Raw genomic sequence first — 20,303 nt, 5'->3', positions numbered from 1 at the left:
GGTCAGGCCGCCGCTGCGGCCGCAGCCTTGGCCTGCTTGGCCGCTTCGATCGCTTCGAGCACGATCCGCTTGGCTTCCTCGGCATCGCCCCATTCGCCGATGCGGACCCACTTTTCGGACTCCAGGTCCTTATAGTGTTTGAAGAAATGCTCGATCTGCTGGAGCACGATCGAGGGCAGGTCGCCGCGCTCGCCGACATCGGTGTAGTAAGGGAAGGTCGTGTCGACGGGCACGCACACCAGCTTTTCGTCGCCGCCAGCCTCGTCTTCCAGCTTCAGCACGCCGATCGGACGCGCGCGCACGACGCAGCCGGGGATGAAGGGCGAGCGCGAGATTACCAGCGCGTCGAGCGGGTCGCCATCGGGCGACAGCGTGTGCGGGACGAAGCCGTAATTCGCCGGGTAGCGCATCGGCGTGTGCAGGATGCGGTCGACGAACAGCGCGCCCGAATCCTTGTCGAATTCATACTTCACCGGCTCGCCGCCGGTCGGCACTTCGATGATGACGTTGAGGCTGTGCGGCGCGTTGTCGCCGACAGGGATTTTGTCGATACGCATTGGTCTTCCTTATATCTGGTTCGGCCGATGCCTTGCCCGCGTCAGCGAGCCTGCAACAACCTATCCAGGCCACCCTCTCCGGTGCCAATTTTTTCGAGGCGCGGATAGCGCAGCCCGCCGGTATAGTCGATGGCCGTTTCACGATAGCGGGTACCGCTCTTGATCATCAGCTTGATCGGGGTCTTGCTGGTCTTGGCCTCGACGATCGCGGCCTTGAGCCGGTCGTCGCTATATTCCCGGCCAGCGACCGCGACGATCGTGTCGCCCAGATCGAGGCCAGCGTTGAACGCGGGCGAATCCCAGGTGACGCTGCCGATCGCCCCGCCCTTGCCTACCGCAAGCCCCAGCGAATAGCTGAAGTCGGCGCGGCTGCCGCGCTTCTCCGCATTCTTGAACGCCGCGGTCGGTTCGTCGGTGTAGATCAGGCGGTAGCCGTTTTCGGTCAAGCCGGCGAGCGGCGCCTTGGGCGCGACGTCGTATACGCGCGCCTTGAGGAACCCAGCCCAGTCATAAGGCTGGATCCCGTTCAGCGTCCCCACGACCTCGTTGAGGTCATAGGTCAGCACACCCCAGTCGCCGTCGCGCATCCCGAAAAAGGCGCGGGCGAAATCGTCCATCGACTTCTTGCCGCGCGACAGCTCGCGCAGCTTGGCGTCGGCCTCAAGCCAGATCAGCAGGCCTTCATTGTAATAATCCTCCGACCGCTGCCAGCTGACCCAGCCTTTGGGGCGCCGCGCGGAGATCACCGGATCGTTGGTGGTATCGACCAGTGGCCGCCATTCGCGCGCCGGGCGGTTGTCGAGGCTGGCGGCGATATTGGCGAGCATGTCGAGCGTATCCGCCTTCGACACGATGCCGGAGCGCGCCTGCAGGACATAGCCCCAGAACTGCGTCTGCCCCTCATACACCCACAGCAGGGAATCGCGCATCGGGGTGCGGAAATCGGGAGTCCAGCTGTCGTTGCCGCGACGGAATTTGCCGTTCCAGCTGTGGACGAATTCATGCGGCAACAGGTTGCGCGAGCCCGGCCCCTCGCTCCACTTGGTGAAATATCCGGGGCCGACGCCGTTCTCGGAGCTGCGGTGATGCTCGAGGCCGATGCCGCCCATCTCGTCGCTGATCGCGAGCAGGAATTCATACTGGTCGTAATGCTGCGCGCCGAACAGCTTGATCGATTGTTCGACCAGCTTCCTGTGCGCCTCGATCTGCTCGGGTTTGGCCTCCAGCTCCTCGGGCTCGTCGGCAAAGACGTTGAGGTCGACGCGATCGGACAGTTTGAACTCGCGATAGTTGCGGCCAGCAAAGACCGGCGAGTCGATCAGCGTTTCATAGTCGGTGGTCTGATAGACATAGGCGTCGCCCTGCTTCGTCGCGGGCAGGCCCGACACGGCGGCCCAGCCCTTGGGATACGTCACGGTCGCCGACACCGGGATGCGGCGGGTGAAATAGCCGGCGGGGTAGAGGCTGACCTGTTCGAACTGCAGGTTGAGCATGTTGGGCGCGATCGACACGCGGCCCTGATCGCGATCGGTGGCGCCGAGGAACTGAAATTCCACATCGAGCTGCTTCGCGCCGGCGGGTGAGTCGAGATGGAATGCCCAGACATCGACCGTGTCGCGGGTCCAGGCGACCGGCTTGCCATTGGCGCTGATCTTGAGGCCGGCGAGCTTTTCGATCTCGCCGCGCGCGGCATGCTTGCCGGGCAGCCAGGCGGGCATCATCAGCACCATCGGTCCGGCGTCGGCGACGGGGATCGTCTGCTTCACGCGATAGATTGCCTGCTGAATATTGGTCGCATCGACCGTGACCGTCATCGTGCCGGGATAGGCTACGTCGCGCGCGACGGGGATGCGGTTGTCGAACGGCAGCGGCTGGGGGGTGCTGTTCTGGGCGGTGGCGGCAGAGGTGGCGAGCAACAGGACGGTGAGCGCAACGGCGCGACGCATGAACGGACCTTTCGGGAGGGATCGGGTTATTTTGTTACCCTAGCCACGCCCTGGACGCGCGTAAATCCTCCCCGAAACGGGGAGGTGGCAGCGCGTAGCGCTGACGGAGGGGGCCCGAGGCAACGGACTCACTTGCCTCGGGGCCCCTCCACCACGCCGCTTCGCGTCGCGGTCCCCCTCCCCGTTCCGGGGAGGATTGAATCCTTCACGGCTTGCTTACCATTTTCGAGCTAAGCCGTGCGCCATGTATCACGACCCCGCCCTCGCCCGCAGCGCCAAGGCCGATCCACGGCCCAAATCCGCCGTCAGCACCGGATGCGGCCTTGCCGGTCTGGTCGGCATGGGGCTGTGGCTGACCATTGCGCGGACCTATGGTCTCGACGGCCCGTTCGCGGCGTTGGTTAACCTCGCGGCGGGCGGCATCCCGATGGTGCTGTGGGCGGTGTTCGTCGACAAGGTGCACCGCAATCCGACGACGGGCGTGAAATGGAGCGATCCGCGCCCGCTCAGCGAAACGCGCGACATTTCGATCACCAAGCTGGCCGGGCTGTGGCTGACCTGGGGCGGGATCGCGGGCATCTATGCCGTGTGCCGCTTTTACTGGGAGGGCAATTTCGCCTTTGCCATGTGGTGTTTTCAGGTGGCGGCACCGGCGTTGTTCATCCTGTCGATCCCTTATGTGCTGTGGATCGACCGGCATCTCGAACAGCCCAAGGACGGCGCGTTCATGCTCGGCGCGTGGCTGATCGGGTCGAAGGAGCCGGTGGACGAGGCCGCGATCCACAATCATCTGCGCAGTTGGGCGGTGAAGGCGTTCTTCCTCGCCTTCATGCTCGCGATCGTGCCGCCGGGCTTCGGGGCGTTCGTGCGTGCCGACGCGACCGGCATCCTGACCAACCCGATCGCGCTGGCCAACTGGCTGATCACCGGCATGTTCATGCTCGACGTGGCGTTCGCGACGGTCGGCTATATCCTCACCTTCCGCCCGCTCGACAGCCATATCCGCACCGCCAACCCCTATGCGGGCGCGTGGGCGGTGGCGCTGATCTGCTATCCGCCGTTCATCCTGATGGGCAATGGCGGGCCGCTCGATTACCATCCCGGCACGTCGGATTGGACGCACTGGCTGGCGGGGCATGATGTGCTGTTGTGGATCGTCGGCGCGGTGCTGGTGGCGCTGACCGCCATCTATGCCTGGGCGACGATGGCGTTCGGCTTCCGCTTTTCCAACCTCACGCATCGCGGGATCATCACCCATGGTCCCTATGCGTTCACGCGGCACCCGGCGTATCTGTCGAAGAACCTGTTCTGGTGGATCGCGACCTGCCCGTTGCTGGTCACTACAGGGAGCCTCGCCGACGCGGCGCGCGCGAGCTTGCTGCTCGGGCTGGTCAGCCTGGTCTATTATGTCCGCGCCAAGACCGAGGAAAAGCATCTGGGCGAAGACCCCGACTACCGGGCGTATGGCGAGTGGATGGAGCGCAATGCGCCGATCCCGCGGTTTTTTGCGTGGGTGACAGGGAAGACTGGGAAGGCTGAGGTGGCGGGGTAAGTTGTGAGGCTGGACGCGGCAGATTTCGGCAAAGTGCCGAGATGTCAGACTATGGTTAGCTAGCTCCCGCCCAGTCTGTGCGTTGCGCGAACAACGGCTGCCACGAATGCAATGAAGTGAACAACCAAGGCAAGTGATACATAGCTGGCAGCCGTCAACAATGTGAAATCCGTCATCATACTGTCCGGCGGCAACCCGGTTTCTTCCAAGTATAACGATGATCCAAGCCTGACCACCGCGATTGCGGTGGGGATAAACAGAAGATGCGGTAGCCAATCCCAATGTGACTCAACCCGCCTATCCGCGATCCAGATCAGAACCGACAGTGATATCGGAACGAATGAAGCTGCAAGCCACCCGACTACAGCCAAAGCCGTTACTCTTTCAGCGACATCGTACGCGACTGCGAGCGCACTGATTGTGGCATCAGCGGTAAGCAGGGTGATCGCTGCTACCGCAATTCCATATGCAATATATCCACTGCGCTTCATCGCGACAGCATCGGCGCGTATGCGCACGTCCGCAATGGAGTCGTTTCCCAACCGACAGCTTTTGTAGGGCCGCGGTTTAAACGAAGCGCTTCGCCCCGGCCTTGTGCCGGGATCAACTCATCATCCCGCGTATCGCTTGAACCGCTTGCTTCACGCCGGCCTCCCGGTGGACCCCGGAACAAGTCCGGGGTGACGGTTGGGGTTGGGGTCAGCCCATCCACTCTACCCATGCTCCATGGGCATGCGCCGCCGCCAGCAGGTGCGGCTCTCCGCCCTCCGGCCAATACCGCACGGTCAGTTCGTGGCGGAAAGTCTGCCGGTTCGCCTCGACCGCGATCCAGGCGAGCGGGCGTTGGGCTGTCGCCGTCGCGCCCGCCGCCTCCATCGCGGCGGTGATCGCCGCTTGTCGCTCGACTCCGAGATATTGCCAGACGATCGAATGCATCAGCACGCGGGTCGTCCCCGTCGCCTGTGGCCGGGCGAGCGCCTCAACCACAAACTCGGCCGCGTCCGACTCGACCAGATCGGGCGAGCGGCGTGCCGCTTCCGCTGCCGCGATCTCCAGCCGCTCTGCGCGCACGCGATGCTCCGGCCAGGCATAGGCGCGCAGCCGCAGCAACGCCTCAGGGTCGGTCAGGTCAATCGGCGCGACGTCGCAGCCGCGTAGCGACACGATCTCGACTGCGGCTTCAGGCGGTGGCGGGCCGCGCCAGTCGGGGGCGATCCGCATCGCCGCATCCTGCGGCCCCACCCCCAACCCGCCAAGGTCGTAGCGGTAGCGGTCCATCATCAGGTTGATGCCGGCGCTCGACCCGATCTCGATACACTCGAACCGCCCGGGCAGGCCCCGCGCCGCCAGCCACAGCATCGCGGCGGCATAGTTGCTCGACCGCGCCGCCTCATTCGTCTGCGGCGGGCCGTCGAGCCAGGGGAGCAGCGCCGCGTCATGCGCGTCGATCGCGGCGTTGATCAGCGGCCCGGCATCGACCGCCTCCCCGGTATAAAGCCCGCCAAGCCACGGCGCCGCCCCGGTCAGATATAGCGCATGCAGCCCGCCAGCCGCGCGCAGCGGCAACGCGTCGGCCATCGGCTTGCCCGGCCAGTCGCGCAGCTTTGCGCGGAACGCCCCCGGACCGTCGATCCCGTCGAGGATCGCCTGCACCACGCTGGCGGTCAGGCCCGCGTCGTTCGCCCGGCAATAGTCCACCTGATTGGCGAACGCGGTCCGCACATCCTCCAGCGCCATCCAGTCGGCCATATGGTCCTCCGGCCCTCTTGTTGCGCCGCAACGCCCACCCAAGTAAAGGCGCGCAACCCATGACCGACACCAGCACCGATCCGATCATCCTTGCCGTACCCAAGGGCCGCATCCTCGAAGAGGCGCTGCCGCTGCTGGCGCATGCCGGAATCGTACCCGAAGCGGCGTTTTCCGATGAGAGCAGCCGCGCGCTGCGCTTCAAGACCAACCGCCCCGATATCGACCTGATCCGGGTGCGCGCGTTCGATGTCGCAACCTTTGTCGCGCATGGCGCGGCGCAGCTGGGCATTGTCGGATCGGACGTGCTCGCCGAATTTGCCTATTCGGAGCTGTATGCGCCGGTTGATCTTGGCATCGGGCATTGCCGCCTGTCGGTGGCCGAGCCCGCCGCGCTCGCCGCGACCGACGATCCGCGCGGATGGAGCCATGTCCGCGTCGCGACCAAATATCCGCATCTGACGCGCAAGCATTTCGAGGCGCGCGGCGTGCAGGCCGAGTGCATCAAGCTCAATGGCGCGATGGAGCTGGCCCCGCTGCTCGACCTCGCCCCACGCATCGTCGATCTGGTGTCGTCGGGCCGCACGCTCAAGGAAAACGGGCTGGTCGAGGTCGAGACGATCATGGAAGTCTCCAGCCGCCTGATCGCTAACCGCGCCGCGTTCAAGACGCGTCCTGAAATCGTCCCGCTGGTCGACGCCTTCCGGCGCGCGGTGGAAAGCGAGGCTGCCGCATGATCCGCCTGTCCACGTCCGAGCCGGGCTTTGCCCAGGCCTTCCGCGAACTGGTCGATGCGCGGCGCGAGGCCGATGCCGATGTCGCGCGCGACGTGCGCACCATCGTCGCCAGCGTGCGCGACGAGGGCGATGCCGCGCTGCACGCCTTTACCCGCAAGTTCGACCGCCACGACCTCAACGAAACCGGCTGGCGGATCGAGAAGAGCGACTGCATCGCGGCTTATGAGGCGCTCGCCCCCGATCTGCGCGCCGCGCTCGAGCTCGCGGCCAAGCGGATCACCGCCTATCACGAAAAGCAGAAGCCGGCGGACAGCGACACGACCGACGCCGATGGCGTGCGCACCGGCGCGCGCTGGGGCGCGGTCGAAGCGGCGGGGGTCTATGTCCCCGGTGGCCGCGCGGCCTATCCCAGCTCGGTGCTGATGAACGCGATTCCGGCCAAGGTCGCGGGCGTCGATCGCGTCGTCATGGTCACGCCGACCCCGGATGGTGAGATCAACCCGCTCGTCCTTGCCGCCGCGCACATCGCCGGGGTGGACGAAATCTGGCGCGTTGGCGGGGCGCAGGCGATCGCCGCGCTTGCCTATGGCACCGGGCGGATCGCCGCGGTCGATGTCATCACCGGCCCCGGCAATGCCTGGGTCGCGGAGGCCAAGCGCCAGCTATACGGCGTGGTCGGCATCGACATGGTCGCGGGGCCGAGCGAGATCGTCGTCGTCGCCGATGGCAAGAACGACCCCGAATGGATCGCCGCCGACCTGCTCAGCCAGTCCGAACATGACCCGACCAGCCAGTCGATCCTGCTGACCGACGACGCAGTACTGGCGGGCAAGGTGGCCGAGGCGGTCGATCGCCAGATCGGCGAGCTGTCGACGCGCAAGGTCGCGCGACAGAGCTGGGACGCCAATGGCGCGATCATCCTGACCGCGACGCTCGACGAGACGATCCCGCTGGTCAACAAGCTCGCGCCCGAGCATCTCGAGCTGGCGGTGGATGATCCCGACGCGCTGTTCGCGCGCGTGCGCCATGCCGGTTCCGTGTTCCTCGGCCGGATGTCGCCCGAGGCGATCGGCGATTATGTCGCTGGCCCCAACCACGTCCTGCCCACCGGCCGCCGTGCGCGCTTTGCCAGCGGGTTGTCGGTGCTGGATTTCATGAAGCGCACCAGCTTCCTCGCGCTCGATGCACAGGGGCTGGCGGCGATCGGCCCGGCGGCGGTGGCATTGGCGGAGGCCGAAGGGCTGCCAGCGCATGCCAAGTCGGTGGCGCTTCGCCTATAATATTCGCGACCTTGCCGAATGGCGGTCACGGTCCCTACAGACCTTCATATGGAGGGTCGCGCGCCGCGTGGCCCGAACGGAATTTGATCTATGCCCAGTCCCTCTGCCAAATCCCGCTCCAAAGCCCGCGCCGCAGCGCGGCTTGCCGCCGTGCAGGCGCTGTACCAGCAGGAGATGGAGAAGACCCCCCTCGCCCAGCTGCTCACCGAGTTCCACCAGCACCGGCTGGGCGCGACCATCGATGACGAAGAGTATATCGATGCCGACGCGACGTTTTTCGACGATATCGTGAAGGGCGTCGATGCGCGGCGCGATGAGATCGACGCGCTGATCGCATCAAAGCTGGCGGTGGACTGGAGCTTCGACCGGCTCGACCGCCCGATGCGCCAGATCCTGCGCGCGGGGACGTACGAGTTGCTGGCGCGCAAGGATGTGCCGGTTGGCGCGGCGATCAGCGAGTATCTCGACGTGACCGATGCGTTCTACGACCGGCGCGAGAAGGGGTTCGTCAACGGGCTGCTCGACGCGATTGCGAAGGTGGTGCGGGCTTAAGCTTTCTTAGCCCCTCCCGCCTTCGCGGGAGGGGTTGGGGAGGGTCTTCTTGAGGTAATCACTACGCCTCAAGAAGAAGACCCTCACCCTCCCACCGCTGCGCGGCGGGCCCCTCCCTCTCCCGCGAAAGCGGGAGAGGTGTAAAGCGGGGCCGCCTAGTTAGCCCCCACATCCTTTACCCGGCCCAGCGCGGGCGGCTCCACCACCTGCCCCCGCGCAAACCACGCCTCGAGCGCATCGAGGTCCAGCACCCCGCCCGCGACGATCCGCCCGACCTTCATCGTGGTAAAGCTATCGCCGCCCCCGGCGAGGAACCCGTTCATCGCCACGCGATAACTCGCCGCCGGGTCGAGCGGCTTGCCCTGGACCAGCGGGGCGATGATCCGCTGCCCCTCGGGCCGCGACCGGTCGTAGCTATAGGTCAGACCCGCCGGGAACAGCAGCTTCGGCCCGTCCTCATTGGTGAATTGCTGCTCCAGCACGGCGAGCAATTGCGCGCCGCTATACTCGCGGACTTGCAGGTTGTTGCCGAACGGCTGTGTCGTGAAGAGGTCGCCGAAGGTCACCGTGCCGTCGGCCGCCGGCGTGATCGACGCGCGCACGCCGCCGGGGTTCATCAGCGCGATCTGTGCCCCGTCCTTTTGCGTTGCCGCCAGCTGCGCGTCGGCGATCAGAAGACCGAGCGGCGATTCGACCATCTCACTATCTTCGTTGCGCAGGATCGGCGCCGACGCCTTGCCCACCGGACGGCGGGCGAGCGGCGCGGCGGCGGCGGCGTAGCGCGCGACATGCGCCGCGACCGCCGGGTCGGCGGGATAGGTCGGAAATGCCGGATTAGCCTTCACCGGGCCGGCCGCGCTGACCGCGCCATCGCCCTGTACGATCACCTGCCGCGCCGATCGTGCAGACACCTTGCGCGTTGCCGGGTCAAAGGTCAGGTCGATGCCGGTCAGCATCACGCCATTATTGCCCGCGCTGGTCAGCAGCACCGGCTTGGCGGGGTTGGTCGCGGAATAGTCGCAGACGTAAGCGCGGTGGGTGTGGCCCGAGACGATCACGTCGATACCGGGGTTCAGCCGCTCCATGATGTCGAGGATCGGCCCCGACAGTCCCTCGCACTGGTTTGGCTGGTCCGACCGCGCGGGATAGCCGCCCTCATGCACCATCATCACGATCGCGTCGGCGCCCTGCGCCTTGAGTTGCGGGATGAGCTTGTTCGCCGTCTCCGCCTCATCGGCGAAGCGATAACCAACGATCCCCGCCGGATCGACATAGGTGCCAGTCATCCGCGTGGTGAGGCCGATAAAGCCGATGGTGATCCTGCTGCGCCCCGTACCGAACGTCTTGAGCCCGGTCGCGGGCATCAGGCTGTTGCCTGACGCATCAAGCGTGTTCCCGGCGAGATAGGTGTAGGACGCGCCCTTGAAGGGTTCGAGCTGGCACGGCTGCGCGACCGCATTCTTGTCGCACCCGCCCTTTTGCAGCCGGAGGAGCTCGGTCGTACCGCGATCGAATTCGTGATTTCCGGCGGCGTTATACTCAAGGCCGGCCATGCTCAGCGCCTTGACCGTCGGTTCGTCGAGGAACAGCGACGAGACAAGCGGGCTGGCGCTGGTCAGGTCGCCCGCCGCGACGACGACATTGTGAGGATTGCCCGCCTTGAGCGCCTTTACCGCCGAGGCGAAATAGGCCGCGCCGCCGGCGGGCACCTTGACCGTCGTGCCATCCGCCGCCTGCACGTCGATCGGCCGCGCCGGGGTTTCGAGCGCGCCGTGGAAATCGTTGAACGCGATGATCCGCACGCTGACCGGAGCGGCTGGCGTCGCCGCCCGCTGCGACGCGCAGCCCGCGAGGGAAAGCCCTGCAAGCAGTCCAACGATCAGGCGCATGTCATTCTCCCGACGAGTCGTTCGCCGGTCAGGTACCAGCGTCGGCGTCAGCCGTCACCGACGCGTTCGATGTCTGCGCCGACGCCCTGCAGCTTTTCCTCCAGCCGCTCATAGCCGCGGTCGAGGTGGTAGATGCGGCTGACCTGGGTCTCGCCCTCGGCGACCAGGCCGGCGAGGATCAGGCTCATCGATGCGCGAAGGTCGGTCGCCATCACCGGCGCGCCGACCATGCGATCGACGCCGCGCACCACTGCGGTACGCCCGCTGACGGTGATGTCCGCGCCCATCCGCGCCAGTTCGGGCACGTGCATGTAGCGGTTTTCGAAGATCGTCTCGGTCAGCACGCTCGCGCCATCCGCCTTGCACAGCATCGCCATGAACTGTGCCTGCATGTCGGTCGCGAAGCCCGGATAGGGCGCGGTCGACAGGGTGATCGGCTTGAGCGGGCCATCGGCGGCGACGCGGATGCCGTTGGGCTTTTCCTCGATCGTCACGCCCGCCTCGACCAGCGCATCAAGCGTCGCGCGCATGTCATCGGCCTTGGCCCCTTCAAGCACCACGTCGCCGCCGGTGATCGCGGCGGCGCAGGCATAGCTGCCCGCCTCGATCCGGTCGGGCATGACGGCATAGGTCGCACCGTGCAGCCGCTCGCGGCCCTCGATCGTCAGCGTCTCGCTGCCGATGCCGTGGATCGACGCGCCCATCGCGACCAGCAGATTGCACAGATCGACGATTTCCGGCTCACGCGCGGCATTCTCCAGCACCGTCGTGCCGCGCGCGGTGGCAGCGGCCATCAGCGCATTTTCGGTCGCGCCGACCGACACGACCGGGAAACGGTAGCTGCCACCGGGCAGACGCCCGCCCGGCGCCGTCGCCTTCACATAGCCCGCAGCGAGCTCGATCTCCGCGCCCATCGCTTCGAGCGCCTTGAGGTGCAGGTCGATCGGACGATTGCCGATCGCGCAGCCGCCAGGCAGCGACACCGTCGCCTCCCCCTCACGCCCCAGCAGCGGGCCGAGCACCAGGATCGACGCGCGCATCTTACGCACGATGTCGTACGGCGCGACCGTCGAGGTCAGGCGCGACGCGCGCACGGTGAGCACGCGACCGAAATCACTCGGCCGTGTCCCCTCGATCGCGGTCGATGCGCCCAGTTCGTTGAGCAGATGCCCGAAGCTGTCGGCGTCAGCGAGGCGCGGCAAATTGCGCAGCGTCAGCGGCTCGTCGGTTAACAGCGCGCACGGCATCAGCGTCAACGCGGCGTTCTTCGCGCCGGATATAGCAATATTACCGGATAGGCGGTTTCCGCCGCGAATGAGAATACGGTCCATTCACGGGCTTCTATCGCGTGAAAGGGCGCGCGCAAGTGCGGCAGATCGTTCCGCGCCTTGATCGACTTTAATGCGCTGTTTTTTCAGGGCTGCTTTGCAGGAGGAAGTTGGGGGAAGGGACAGAGTGTCAGGGAGTTGTTTCGCGGAAATCCTGGGCGAGCTGGTTACGCTCGTGCCGGGAGAACGGGCCGCGCTCGAACGGCTGGAGGAACGTCAGCGCCATATCCGGCGCGGCGCGATCCTGCTGCGCGAGAATGAGCCGGCGGATGAGCTGTACATTCTGCGCAAGGGACTGGTGATGAGCTACGTCCTGCTGGACGATGGCAGCCGCCAGATCCTGCGCTTTCACTTCCCCGGAGATGTGATGGGCATTTCCAGCATCGTGTATCGCGAGTCGCCGGAAACCCTGTGCGCGCTGTCGGATTGCGTGGTGTGCCCATTCGATCGCCAGGCGTTCAGCGCGCTGTGCGTCGCGCACCCGCGCCTGTCGTCGCTGATCCTGGTGCTGTGCCAGATCGAGCGCGTTGCGCTGACCGACCGGCTGGCCGCGCTCGGCCGCACATCGGCCAAGGCGCGCGTCGCCGCGCTGCTGCTCGAACTGCGCAACCGGCTGCGCGGCACCGACAAGACGATCGACAAGGCGTTCAACCTCGGCCTGACGCAGGAAGAAATCGGCGACGCCACCGGCCTGACCTCGGTCCATGTCAACCGCATGCTGCGCCAGCTGGAGGAAGAGGGGATGATCGGCCGCGAATCGGGGCGCGTCACGCTGATCGACGAAGCGGCCCTCGCCCGCGCGGCGAATTATGTGAATCGGTATGAGGGGCTGGACTTGAGCTGGCTGCCGGAAGCGCGCTGAGCGACTACGCCTTTTCCAGCGTGCATTGCAGCGGGTGCTGGTTCTGCCGGGCGAAGTCCATCACCTGCGCGACCTTGGTCTCGGCGACTTCGTAGCTGAACACCCCGCACACCCCGACACCGCGCTGATGCACCGCGAGCATCACGCGCGTCGCCTCTTCCATGTCCATCTTGAAGAAGCGCTGGAGCACCAGCACGACGAACTCCATCGGGGTGTAATCGTCGTTGAGCATCAGCACGCGATAGGGCGTCGGCTTCTTCGTCTTGGCGCGGGTGCGCGTCGCGACGCCGGTATGGGTGCCCTCATCGTCGTCGCGATCGGAATCGCCCATCGCGAACGGGGCCATCGGGGTGGAGCTGCACAGCACTATCATGAGACCCGAGAAAATATGGCACCGCGGAGTCGAGGGCAAGGGGGGAGCGGCGACGTGCTGCATTTCGACGTAGCCGGACACGAAAAAGGGCGGCCGCGCATGGCGACCGCCCCAAATTCGTCCGATCAGGACCGTTGGCCGGTTCAGGCCGCGGTCTTGACCTTCTCCATCGCGACCGCGACGCGGTTCGAGACGGGCTGCGCGGCGTCGCCGGCGAGCTTGATGAACGCTTCGGTGTTCTTCGAGGTCTCGGCGACCATCGAGTCGAACGCGGTGCGGACATAGTCGCTCTGCAGCTTGAAGAAGTCGGCCGGCGACTTCACAGCGGCCATGCTCTTCATCGCGGCGGTCGCCTGCTCAAACTGCTTGCGGCTATATTCCGCAGCGTCCTGGCCCAGCGTCTCAAGGCCCTTGGCGGCGATCTTGCCGCTCTCGACCATCGCTTCAACATTGCCCTTGGCCAGCTCGGTCATTTCGCCGACCAGCTTGGTGTTCTTCTCGACCGCTGCCTTGGCGCGCTCGTTCATCTCGGCGAACATCGCCTGGCTCTTTTCCATCGTGGCTTCCATGATTGCAGTTCCCTTGCTTGCGGTTTCCGCCATCTGGGGGGCGGCATCTTCGATCAACTCGATTACAGGTGCGGCGGCCGTTTCGGCGGCGTCCGCGACGGGTTCAACGACCGTCTCCGTTACGGCGGGCGCGGCTTCCGCGACGGCCTCGACCGTTTCAACGACCGGAGCCGCAACCGCCTCGACGACGGGCGCGGGCTTCGGTTCGACGACTGGAGCGGCGGCTGCGACAGGCTTTGGCGCAGCCTTGGCGACCGGCGGCTTGTTTGCCGGTTTCTTCGCGCCGGTACGCGGACCCTTGCTGGCCATATCGACGTCCTCGCTGCGATTATTGCAATGCAGCATATACTAGGTCGAGCGGGTCAATTCAAGAGGTTTATTGTGCAGTGCACAAAACTGTCATCTTGTGCGGACATAGCGTCCTGGCGCGGACCCAAGATCCTCATCCGAAACGGGAATTCTTTTCCCCTTGGCAGGGACATGCGCGCCATCCAGACCGTCGATCCATCCGATCCAGTCGGGCCACCAGCTGCCCTTGGTCTCGACCGCGCCTGCAACAAAATCGTCAAGATTGGTCGCGCCGCCCTCGTTGATCCAATACTGATATTTGCCCGATGACGGCGGGTTGACCACGCCTGCAATATGCCCCGATCCGGCCAGCACGAAGCGGATCGGCCCGGCGAGATGCCCGGTCAGCTTCCACACGCTGCGCGGCGGGGCGATATGATCCTCGCGCCCGGCCTGGACATAGGCGGGCGTCATCACGCGGGTCAGGTCGATCGGCGTCCCCCCGATCGCCAGCGCACCCGGCTGGATCAGCAGATTGTCGCGATACAGGTCGGACAGATAGCTGGCATGCCATTTGGCCGGCAGGTTGGTGACGTCCGAATTCCAGTGGAGCAGGTCGAACGGCGTATAATCCTCGCCCAGCAGGTAATTGCTGGTGACATAATTCCAGATCAGGTCGCGCCCGCGCAACAGGTTGAAGGTCGCGGCCATATAGCGCCCGTCGAGGAAGCCGTCGGTGGTCAGCGACTGGATCGCCGCCAGCTGTTCGTCATCGACGAACACATTGAGGTCGCCCGCCTCGCTGAAATCGACCTGCGCGGTGAAAAAGGTCGCGCTTTTGACCTTCGCCGCCTCGCCTCGCGCGGCGAGCACCGCCAGCGTTGCGGCGAGCGTCGTGCCGGCGACGCAATAGCCGATCGTATGGACGCTCTCGACGCCCAGTAAGTCGCGGATCGTGTCGATCGCGTCGACCTGCCCGCGCTCGACATAATCGTCCCACACGACATCGGCCATGCTCGCGTCGGCCGATTTCCACGACACGACGAACACGGTCAGCCCCTGCTCCACCGCCCAGCGGATGAAGCTTTTCTCCGGCGTCAAATCGAGGATGTAGAAGCGGTTGATCCACGGCGGGAAGATCACCAGCGGCGTTTCGAACACGCTTTCCGTCGTCGGCGAATATTGGATCAGCTCATAGAGCGGGGTGCGCTTGACCACCCGCCCCGGCGTGGTCGCGATGTTTTCGCCCACCGCGAATGCGCCCTCGACCGTCTGGGTCATCTGCCCCTTGCCCATGTCGGCGAGCATGTGCGCGAGGCCCTTGAGCAGATTCTCGCCCTTGGTCTCGATCGTCCGTTCGACCACCAGCGGGTTGGTCGCGGGGAAGTTGCTCGGGCTCATCGCGTCGATAAAGCCCTGCGTCGCGAAGCGGAGCTGCTCCTTCTGCTTCGGGGTCAGCCCCTCGATCTGGTCTACGCCCTTGAGCAGATGGCCGGATAGCGTGAGGTAGCTCTGGCGGATGAAGTCGAACACCGGCTGTTCGCGCCATTGCGGCGCCTTGAAGCGTTTGTCGCGCGCCTGTTCGGGGGTTTCCTCGAACTTCGGGGCCTTGGCCGGATCGAGAAAGCGCTGCCACAGCGTCATCGTGTCAGCCCAGAACTCTGCGCCTGCGCGCATCGCGGCGGCGGGATCGACCGGCGGCATTGTCGGCATGGCCGGCATCTGCGGCATCGCGGGCATGTGGGTCGGCATCTGCCCGGCAAGGTCCAGCCCCTGCTCCATCATCATCTGCTGCGCCCGACCGAACACCCAGGTCCAGTGCTGGAGATCCTCAAGCGCGGGCGTGGGATCAGCTGCCGCTTCAGGGGCAGGCTTGGGATCGGGTTTCGGCTTTGCCGCACGCTTCGCCTTGGGCTTTGCGGTGGTTGTGGCGGTGTCAGGCTTCGTCTTTGCGGTCGTCGTCTTTTTCTTTGCCGTCGCCACGCGCCTCTCCTCTGGCTTGCCGCCCCGCCCCCTGTATAACGAGGCATCGCGCGTTGCGCGACCACCCCGAGGAGCCGGAACCCAATACGATGTCCGAAGAATTCTACCGCATGAAGCGCCTGCCCCCGTATGTCATCGCCGAAGTCAACGCGATGCGGGCAGCGGCGCGCGCGGCGGGGGAGGACATTATCGACCTCGGCATGGGCAATCCAGACCTGCCCCCGCCCGATCACGTCATCGAAAAACTGATCGAAGTCGCGCGCAAGCCCGACGCGCATGGCTATTCGCAGTCGAAGGGCATTCCCGGCCTGCGCCGCGCCCAGGCCAATTATTATGGCCGCCGCTTTGGCGTCGATATCGACCCGGATACCGAGGTCGTGGTGACGATGGGATCGAAGGAGGGGCTGGCCAGCCTCGCCACCGCGATCACCGCGCCGGGCGATGTCGTGCTCGCGCCGAACCCGAGCTATCCGATCCACACCTTCGGCTTCATCCTTGCCGGCGCGACGATCCGCGCGGTGCCGACGACGCCGGACGAGGCCTATTTCGAGAGCCTTGAGCGCGCGATCGCCTTCACCGTTCCGCGCCCGAGCATTCTTGTCGTCAATTACCCGTCGAACCCGACGGCGGAGACGGTCGACCTTGCCTTTTACGAGCGGCTGGTCGCGTGGGCGAAGGAGAACAAGGTGTGGATCCTGTCCGACCTTGCCTATTCGGAACTGTATTTCGACGGCAAGCCGACCGTCTCGATCCTGCAGGTGCCGGGCGCGAAGGATATCGCGATCGAGTTCACCTCGCTGTCGAAGACCTATTCGATGGCCGGCTGGCGCATGGGCTTTGCGGTCGGCAACAAGCAGCTGATCGCGGCGATGACACGGGTCAAATCCTATCTCGATTATGGCGCCTTCACCCCGATTCAGGCGGCCGCATGTGCCGCGCTCAATGGCCCGCAGGACATCGTCGAGAAGAACCGCCTGCTCTATCACAAGCGCCGCGACGTGCTGGTCGAGAGCTTTGGTCGCGCCGGATGGGACATCCCGCCGCCGCCCGCATCGATGTTCGCCTGGGCACCGCTCCCGCCCGCACTGGCGCATCTGGGCAGCCTTGAATTCTCCAAGCAGCTGCTGACCCATGCGAAGGTCGCGGTCGCGCCGGGCGTCGGCTATGGCGAGAATGGCGAAGGGTTCGTGCGCATCGCGATGGTCGAGAATGAACAGCGACTGCGTCAGGCGGCGCGCAACGTGAAGCGCTATCTTCAGTCGATGGGCGTCAACACCGGCGCGAAATCGGCCTGAGCTTGGCGGTGCGTGAAGGCTTCACCTTCGTCCATCGGCTGCGCGTGCGCTATGCCGAGATTGACGGGCAAAAGGTCGTGTTCAACTCGCGCTACCTTGAATATGCCGATGTCGCGCTCAGCGAATATTGGCGCTGGCTACAGCTCGCCGATCTGCCCGAATGGCGCGCGATGGAGTTTCACGTCGCGCGCGCTGGCGTCGATTACAAGGCGCCGTTCCGCTACGATGATGAGTTCGACGCGTGGGTCCGCACCGAGCGGGTGGGAACGTCGAGCGTCACCAGCCGCATCGAGCTGGTCCATGCGCAAACCGGCGCGCTCCACACCGTGATCGAGCTGGTCCATGTCAATGTTGACCTGGCAGCCGGTCGCTCTGCCCCCGTGCCGCCAGCGGTCCGCGATCGGATGCTCGAACCGCGCTGATTTGCGGTGGAACGCGGCGGCGCGCAACGCGCTGTTAACCGGGGCGGCCTAGCGTCTGCGCATGCGTCCCGTCCGCCTGTTCAGAAACGACCTGCTGGTGGTCGCTGCGGTCGCGTTCACCTATTTTCTGTGCGCAACGGGAGCGGTCGCGTTTACCCGGCTGACCGGCGATGTCGCGCTGCTTTGGATCGCCAACGGGCCATTGATCGCGGCACTGCTCACCCGCCCGGCCACCGAGCGCCCGCTGCATATCGCGGGCTGTTTTGCCGCATCGGTCGCAGCGTCGCTGGTAGCGTCACCCTACACGCCCTTGGCGCCGATGTTCGCGGTCGCCAATATGGGCGAGGCGCTGCTCACCTGGGTCTTGCTGCACCGGTTCCGCGCCGATGCGCGCGTGTTTCTGTCGCTTCGCGCGCTCGCGGTCTTTGTTGCCGCAGCGGGCATCGTTGCGCCGCTGGTCGCGGGAATTCTGCCTGCCGCGACCCTGGCCTACTATCAGGTGGGTGACCCCTGGGTGATGTGGATGAACTGGGGCATCGGCCACAGCCTCGGCACGCTGATCGGCACGCCGATCGCGCTGCTGGTGATGGCGCGATCGACCTATTGGGACAGGACGCCGCAAGCGGGCATGATTCCGCGCCTCTTGGCCATCACCGGGTTGCTGATCGTGGTCACTACGGTGAGTTTCGGGCAGACCCACCTGCCGCTGATGTTCGTGCCGATCCTTCCGCTGATCGCCGCGACGATGGCGTTTCGCGTCGCCGGGGCCACGCTCGGCGTGTTCCTGATCGCGCTGATCGGCGCGGCGTTCACCGTCTCCGACATCGGCCCGGTCGAGCTGATCGGGGGCAGCCACGCCTTCCGGCTGCAGTTCTTCCAATTCTATCTCGCTGTCCTGTTCCTGATCGCCGTCCCCTTCGCGACGATGATCGCCCAGAATCAGCGCCTTGCCGCAGCGGTCGCGGCGAGCGAGGCGCGCTACCGGCTCATCTCCGACCATGTCTCCGACGTGGTGCTGACGCTGAACCGGCAAGGCGAGGTACAGTTCGCCTCCCCATCGATGCGCGACGTGACCGGGCACACCCCCGAATCGGTCATCGGCAAGAGCCCCGCAGCGCTGGTCCATGAAGTCGATCGCGAGCGGGTGCGCGAGGCCTATCGCCAGGTGATCGCCGAGCCCGACTCGGTCCATCGCTTCGAGTTTCGCGGCCAGACCGCGACCGGCGGGATCCGCTGGTTCGAGACGACCGCCCGCGCCGTCCGCAATGCGGATCAGGAGGTGCAGAGCGTCGTCACCGTTGTGCGCGAGGTCAGCCAGCGCAAGGCGCGTGAGGCTGATCTGGTGCGTCAGGCCAGTACCGATCCGATGACCGGCGTGCTCAACCGTCGCGCCTTTCAGGACCGGATCGACCGGCTTCGCGACGACACCCCCGACCGCCCCGGCACGCTCGCCTTGTTCGACCTCGACCATTTCAAACAGGTCAATGACGGCCATGGCCATGATGCGGGCGATGCGGCCTTGCTGCACTTTGCCGATGTGCTGCGCGCCAGCCTGCGGGTCGAGGATGTGATCGGGCGGCTGGGCGGCGAGGAGTTCGCCGTGCTGTTCCCCGGCCTGTCCACCACCGCCGCGCTGGCGGCGTGCGAGCGGGTGCGCAACACGCTTCAGGATGGGCGCATCCATGCCGGCGGCGCGATCTTCACGATCACGGTCAGCGCCGGCGTCGCGCCGATCCGCCCCGATTTGTCGTCGGACGAGGTGTTCCGCATCGCCGATGCTGCGCTGTATCGGGCGAAGTCGCGCGGCCGCAACCGCAGCGAACTCGCCGCCGCGTAGCAACTGCGATCCAACCCAGGATCACTTCATTCCGTTTGTGCTGAGCTTGTCGAAGCACCGTTCCTGCGTTAAGCGAGGACGGGAAGCCGCCCTTCGACAAGCTCAGGGCAAGCAGGCGTAAATGCCCTAGGCTCGCATTACTCGGCAGCCTCTGCTGCAGCCTCGCCCACCACATCCTCAGGCAGCGACCACAGCAGGTCGTGCTTGCCCAGCACGCGACCGTCATGGCTGCGCACCTGAACCGGTGCGATGCGGCGATGATCGCGCGCATCGACCAGCACCGGCGTGGCTGGCATGCAAGTCTCCCAACGCTCGCCCCATTGCCGCAGTGCAACCATGGTCGGGAGCAGCGCGAAGCCCTTTTCGGTCAGGCGATATTCGACCTTGCGCCGGTCATCATCGCACGTCTGGCGCGCCAGGATACCGTGATCGACCAGCCGCGCGAGCCGATTGGCGAGGATGTTGCGCGCGATGCCGAGTTCCGACTGGAACTCCTCGAAATGATACAGGCCGTTGAACGAGGCGCGCAAGATCAGGAATGACCAGCGCTCTCCCATCGCCTCCAGCGCTGCCGGAAGGCTGCAGTTGGTGGCGAGCTGTCGAAGCGGCTCTCGCAGTCCGTTGTGGCCCATGACCGCCAAATCTACCTTATTTTGACCATTGCACAACGCGATAAGTTCCTTGCGGTGCAGCAACGGTTTCTAGTTGCAACTGAAAATCTATCCGAGTAAGTGGCGTTTCGCAACCTTTGTTGCAGTGCACCCCAGGGAGAGTATCATGATCCGCTTCGCCCCGATCGCCGCTGCCGCGCTCTGCCTCGCCAGCGCCGCGACCCCCGCTTTCGCCCAGTCGGGCCACTATACCGCCACGCCGGCAGAGGCGCCGAAGAAGGCCAGCTTCATCACCCAGACCACCGTCTGGAAGTGCAAGGACGGCACCTGCGCCGCACCCAAGTCGACGATGAGCGAGAAGGTGATGTGCGAGCGTGTCGTGCAGCGCGTCGGCGCACTGACCACCTTCACCGTCGGTGGCACCGCGTTCGACGCAGAGGCGCTCGCCGCCTGCAACGCGCGCGCCAAGTAAGTCA

General features: G+C 65.5%; 19 protein-coding genes. 9 read left to right on the top strand and 10 right to left on the bottom strand.

What is annotated here, in order from left to right; all coding sequences use genetic code 11:
* Positions 1 to 2 precede the first annotated feature (2 nt).
* Positions 3 to 557 (bottom strand): inorganic diphosphatase, encoded by a 555-nt coding sequence (gene ppa, locus VGN66_RS06745; RefSeq protein ID WP_327518080.1) that lies wholly within the window; start codon positions 555 to 557, stop codon positions 3 to 5.
* Positions 558 to 598: 41 nt separating this feature from the next.
* Positions 599 to 2,503, bottom strand: a complete 1,905-nt coding sequence (locus tag VGN66_RS06740; RefSeq protein ID WP_327518079.1) for a peptidase M61 — start codon at positions 2,501 to 2,503, stop codon at positions 599 to 601.
* A 244-nt stretch (positions 2,504 to 2,747) separates the two neighbouring features.
* Between VGN66_RS06740 and VGN66_RS06735 the strand changes: the two genes are divergently transcribed.
* Positions 2,748 to 4,055 carry a methyltransferase family protein gene (locus VGN66_RS06735; RefSeq protein WP_327518078.1) on the top strand — a complete coding sequence of 436 codons (1,308 nt, stop codon included), beginning with the start codon at positions 2,748 to 2,750 and terminating at the stop codon, positions 4,053 to 4,055.
* A gap of 59 nt (positions 4,056 to 4,114) precedes the next feature.
* Here VGN66_RS06735 and VGN66_RS06730 read toward each other — a convergent pair whose 3' ends face one another.
* A complete protein-coding gene (locus tag VGN66_RS06730) occupies positions 4,115 to 4,546 on the bottom strand; it encodes a hypothetical protein (RefSeq protein WP_327518077.1) in 432 nt (143 codons plus the stop codon).
* Positions 4,547 to 4,754: 208 nt separating this feature from the next.
* Entirely contained in the window at positions 4,755 to 5,804 is a 1,050-nt protein-coding gene (locus tag VGN66_RS06725) for a DUF2332 domain-containing protein (RefSeq protein WP_327518076.1), read from the bottom strand.
* A gap of 59 nt (positions 5,805 to 5,863) precedes the next feature.
* Here VGN66_RS06725 and hisG point away from each other — a divergent pair, with 59 nt between their 5' ends.
* The 3 genes from hisG (at position 5,864) to nusB (ending at position 8,370) form a co-directional block, all read left to right on the top strand.
* Positions 5,864 to 6,538, top strand: a complete 675-nt coding sequence (gene hisG / locus VGN66_RS06720; RefSeq protein ID WP_294018709.1) for an ATP phosphoribosyltransferase — start codon at positions 5,864 to 5,866, stop codon at positions 6,536 to 6,538.
* Positions 6,535 to 7,818: a histidinol dehydrogenase gene (gene hisD / locus VGN66_RS06715; protein ID WP_327518075.1), complete on the top strand. Its 1,284-nt coding sequence runs from the start codon at positions 6,535 to 6,537 to the stop codon at positions 7,816 to 7,818. The genes hisG and hisD overlap by 4 nt, the downstream gene beginning before the upstream one ends.
* A gap of 90 nt (positions 7,819 to 7,908) precedes the next feature.
* Positions 7,909 to 8,370: a transcription antitermination factor NusB gene (gene nusB / locus VGN66_RS06710; RefSeq protein WP_327518074.1), complete on the top strand. Its 462-nt coding sequence runs from the start codon at positions 7,909 to 7,911 to the stop codon at positions 8,368 to 8,370.
* Positions 8,371 to 8,525: 155 nt separating this feature from the next.
* On the opposite strand, the gene VGN66_RS06705 is transcribed toward nusB, so the two are convergent.
* Complete coding sequence (locus VGN66_RS06705) at positions 8,526 to 10,259, bottom strand: bifunctional metallophosphatase/5'-nucleotidase (RefSeq protein WP_327518073.1); 1,734 nt, start codon at positions 10,257 to 10,259, stop codon at positions 8,526 to 8,528.
* Positions 10,260 to 10,306: 47 nt separating this feature from the next.
* Positions 10,307 to 11,590 (bottom strand): UDP-N-acetylglucosamine 1-carboxyvinyltransferase, encoded by a 1,284-nt coding sequence (gene murA, locus VGN66_RS06700; RefSeq protein ID WP_327518072.1) that lies wholly within the window; start codon positions 11,588 to 11,590, stop codon positions 10,307 to 10,309.
* 124 nt (positions 11,591 to 11,714) lie between these two features.
* Between murA and VGN66_RS06695 the strand changes: the two genes are divergently transcribed.
* Entirely contained in the window at positions 11,715 to 12,449 is a 735-nt protein-coding gene (locus VGN66_RS06695) for a Crp/Fnr family transcriptional regulator (RefSeq protein ID WP_327518071.1), read from the top strand.
* Positions 12,450 to 12,453: 4 nt separating this feature from the next.
* Here the strand turns inward: VGN66_RS06695 and clpS are convergent, their stop codons facing one another.
* The 3 genes from clpS to VGN66_RS06680 form a co-directional block, all read right to left on the bottom strand.
* Complete coding sequence (gene clpS, locus VGN66_RS06690) at positions 12,454 to 12,780, bottom strand: ATP-dependent Clp protease adapter ClpS (protein WP_327518070.1); 327 nt, start codon at positions 12,778 to 12,780, stop codon at positions 12,454 to 12,456.
* A 185-nt stretch (positions 12,781 to 12,965) separates the two neighbouring features.
* On the bottom strand, positions 12,966 to 13,700 hold the full coding sequence (locus tag VGN66_RS06685) for a phasin family protein (RefSeq protein ID WP_327518069.1): 735 nt from the start codon (positions 13,698 to 13,700) through the stop codon (positions 12,966 to 12,968).
* Positions 13,701 to 13,790: 90 nt separating this feature from the next.
* Entirely contained in the window at positions 13,791 to 15,467 is a 1,677-nt protein-coding gene (locus tag VGN66_RS06680; protein WP_414713195.1) for a PHA/PHB synthase family protein, read from the bottom strand.
* A gap of 284 nt (positions 15,468 to 15,751) precedes the next feature.
* Here VGN66_RS06680 and VGN66_RS06675 point away from each other — a divergent pair, with 284 nt between their 5' ends.
* The 3 genes from VGN66_RS06675 (at position 15,752) to VGN66_RS06665 (ending at position 19,216) form a co-directional block, all read left to right on the top strand.
* Positions 15,752 to 16,957 carry an LL-diaminopimelate aminotransferase gene (locus tag VGN66_RS06675; protein ID WP_327518570.1) on the top strand — a complete coding sequence of 402 codons (1,206 nt, stop codon included), beginning with the start codon at positions 15,752 to 15,754 and terminating at the stop codon, positions 16,955 to 16,957.
* 8 nt (positions 16,958 to 16,965) lie between these two features.
* Positions 16,966 to 17,379 carry a thioesterase family protein gene (locus VGN66_RS06670; RefSeq protein ID WP_327518068.1) on the top strand — a complete coding sequence of 138 codons (414 nt, stop codon included), beginning with the start codon at positions 16,966 to 16,968 and terminating at the stop codon, positions 17,377 to 17,379.
* Positions 17,380 to 17,440: 61 nt separating this feature from the next.
* Positions 17,441 to 19,216, top strand: coding sequence for a diguanylate cyclase (locus tag VGN66_RS06665; protein WP_327518067.1), 1,776 nt, complete (start codon positions 17,441 to 17,443; stop codon positions 19,214 to 19,216).
* 137 nt (positions 19,217 to 19,353) lie between these two features.
* Here the strand turns inward: VGN66_RS06665 and VGN66_RS06660 are convergent, their stop codons facing one another.
* The gene (locus VGN66_RS06660; protein WP_327518066.1) at positions 19,354 to 19,848 is read right to left on the bottom strand and encodes a winged helix-turn-helix transcriptional regulator; all 495 of its coding nucleotides are present in this window, start codon (positions 19,846 to 19,848) and stop codon (positions 19,354 to 19,356) included.
* A 145-nt stretch (positions 19,849 to 19,993) separates the two neighbouring features.
* On the opposite strand from VGN66_RS06660, the gene VGN66_RS06655 reads away from it, so the two are divergent.
* Complete coding sequence (locus tag VGN66_RS06655) at positions 19,994 to 20,299, top strand: CC_3452 family protein (protein WP_224921482.1); 306 nt, start codon at positions 19,994 to 19,996, stop codon at positions 20,297 to 20,299.
* Positions 20,300 to 20,303 lie beyond the last annotated feature (4 nt).

This window comes from Sphingomonas sp., from assembly GCF_035998645.1.
Taxonomy (GTDB): Bacteria; Pseudomonadota; Alphaproteobacteria; order Sphingomonadales; family Sphingomonadaceae; genus Sphingomonas.
Note: the sequence above shows the minus strand (reverse complement) of the source record. Positions and strands in the feature narration are given on the sequence as shown.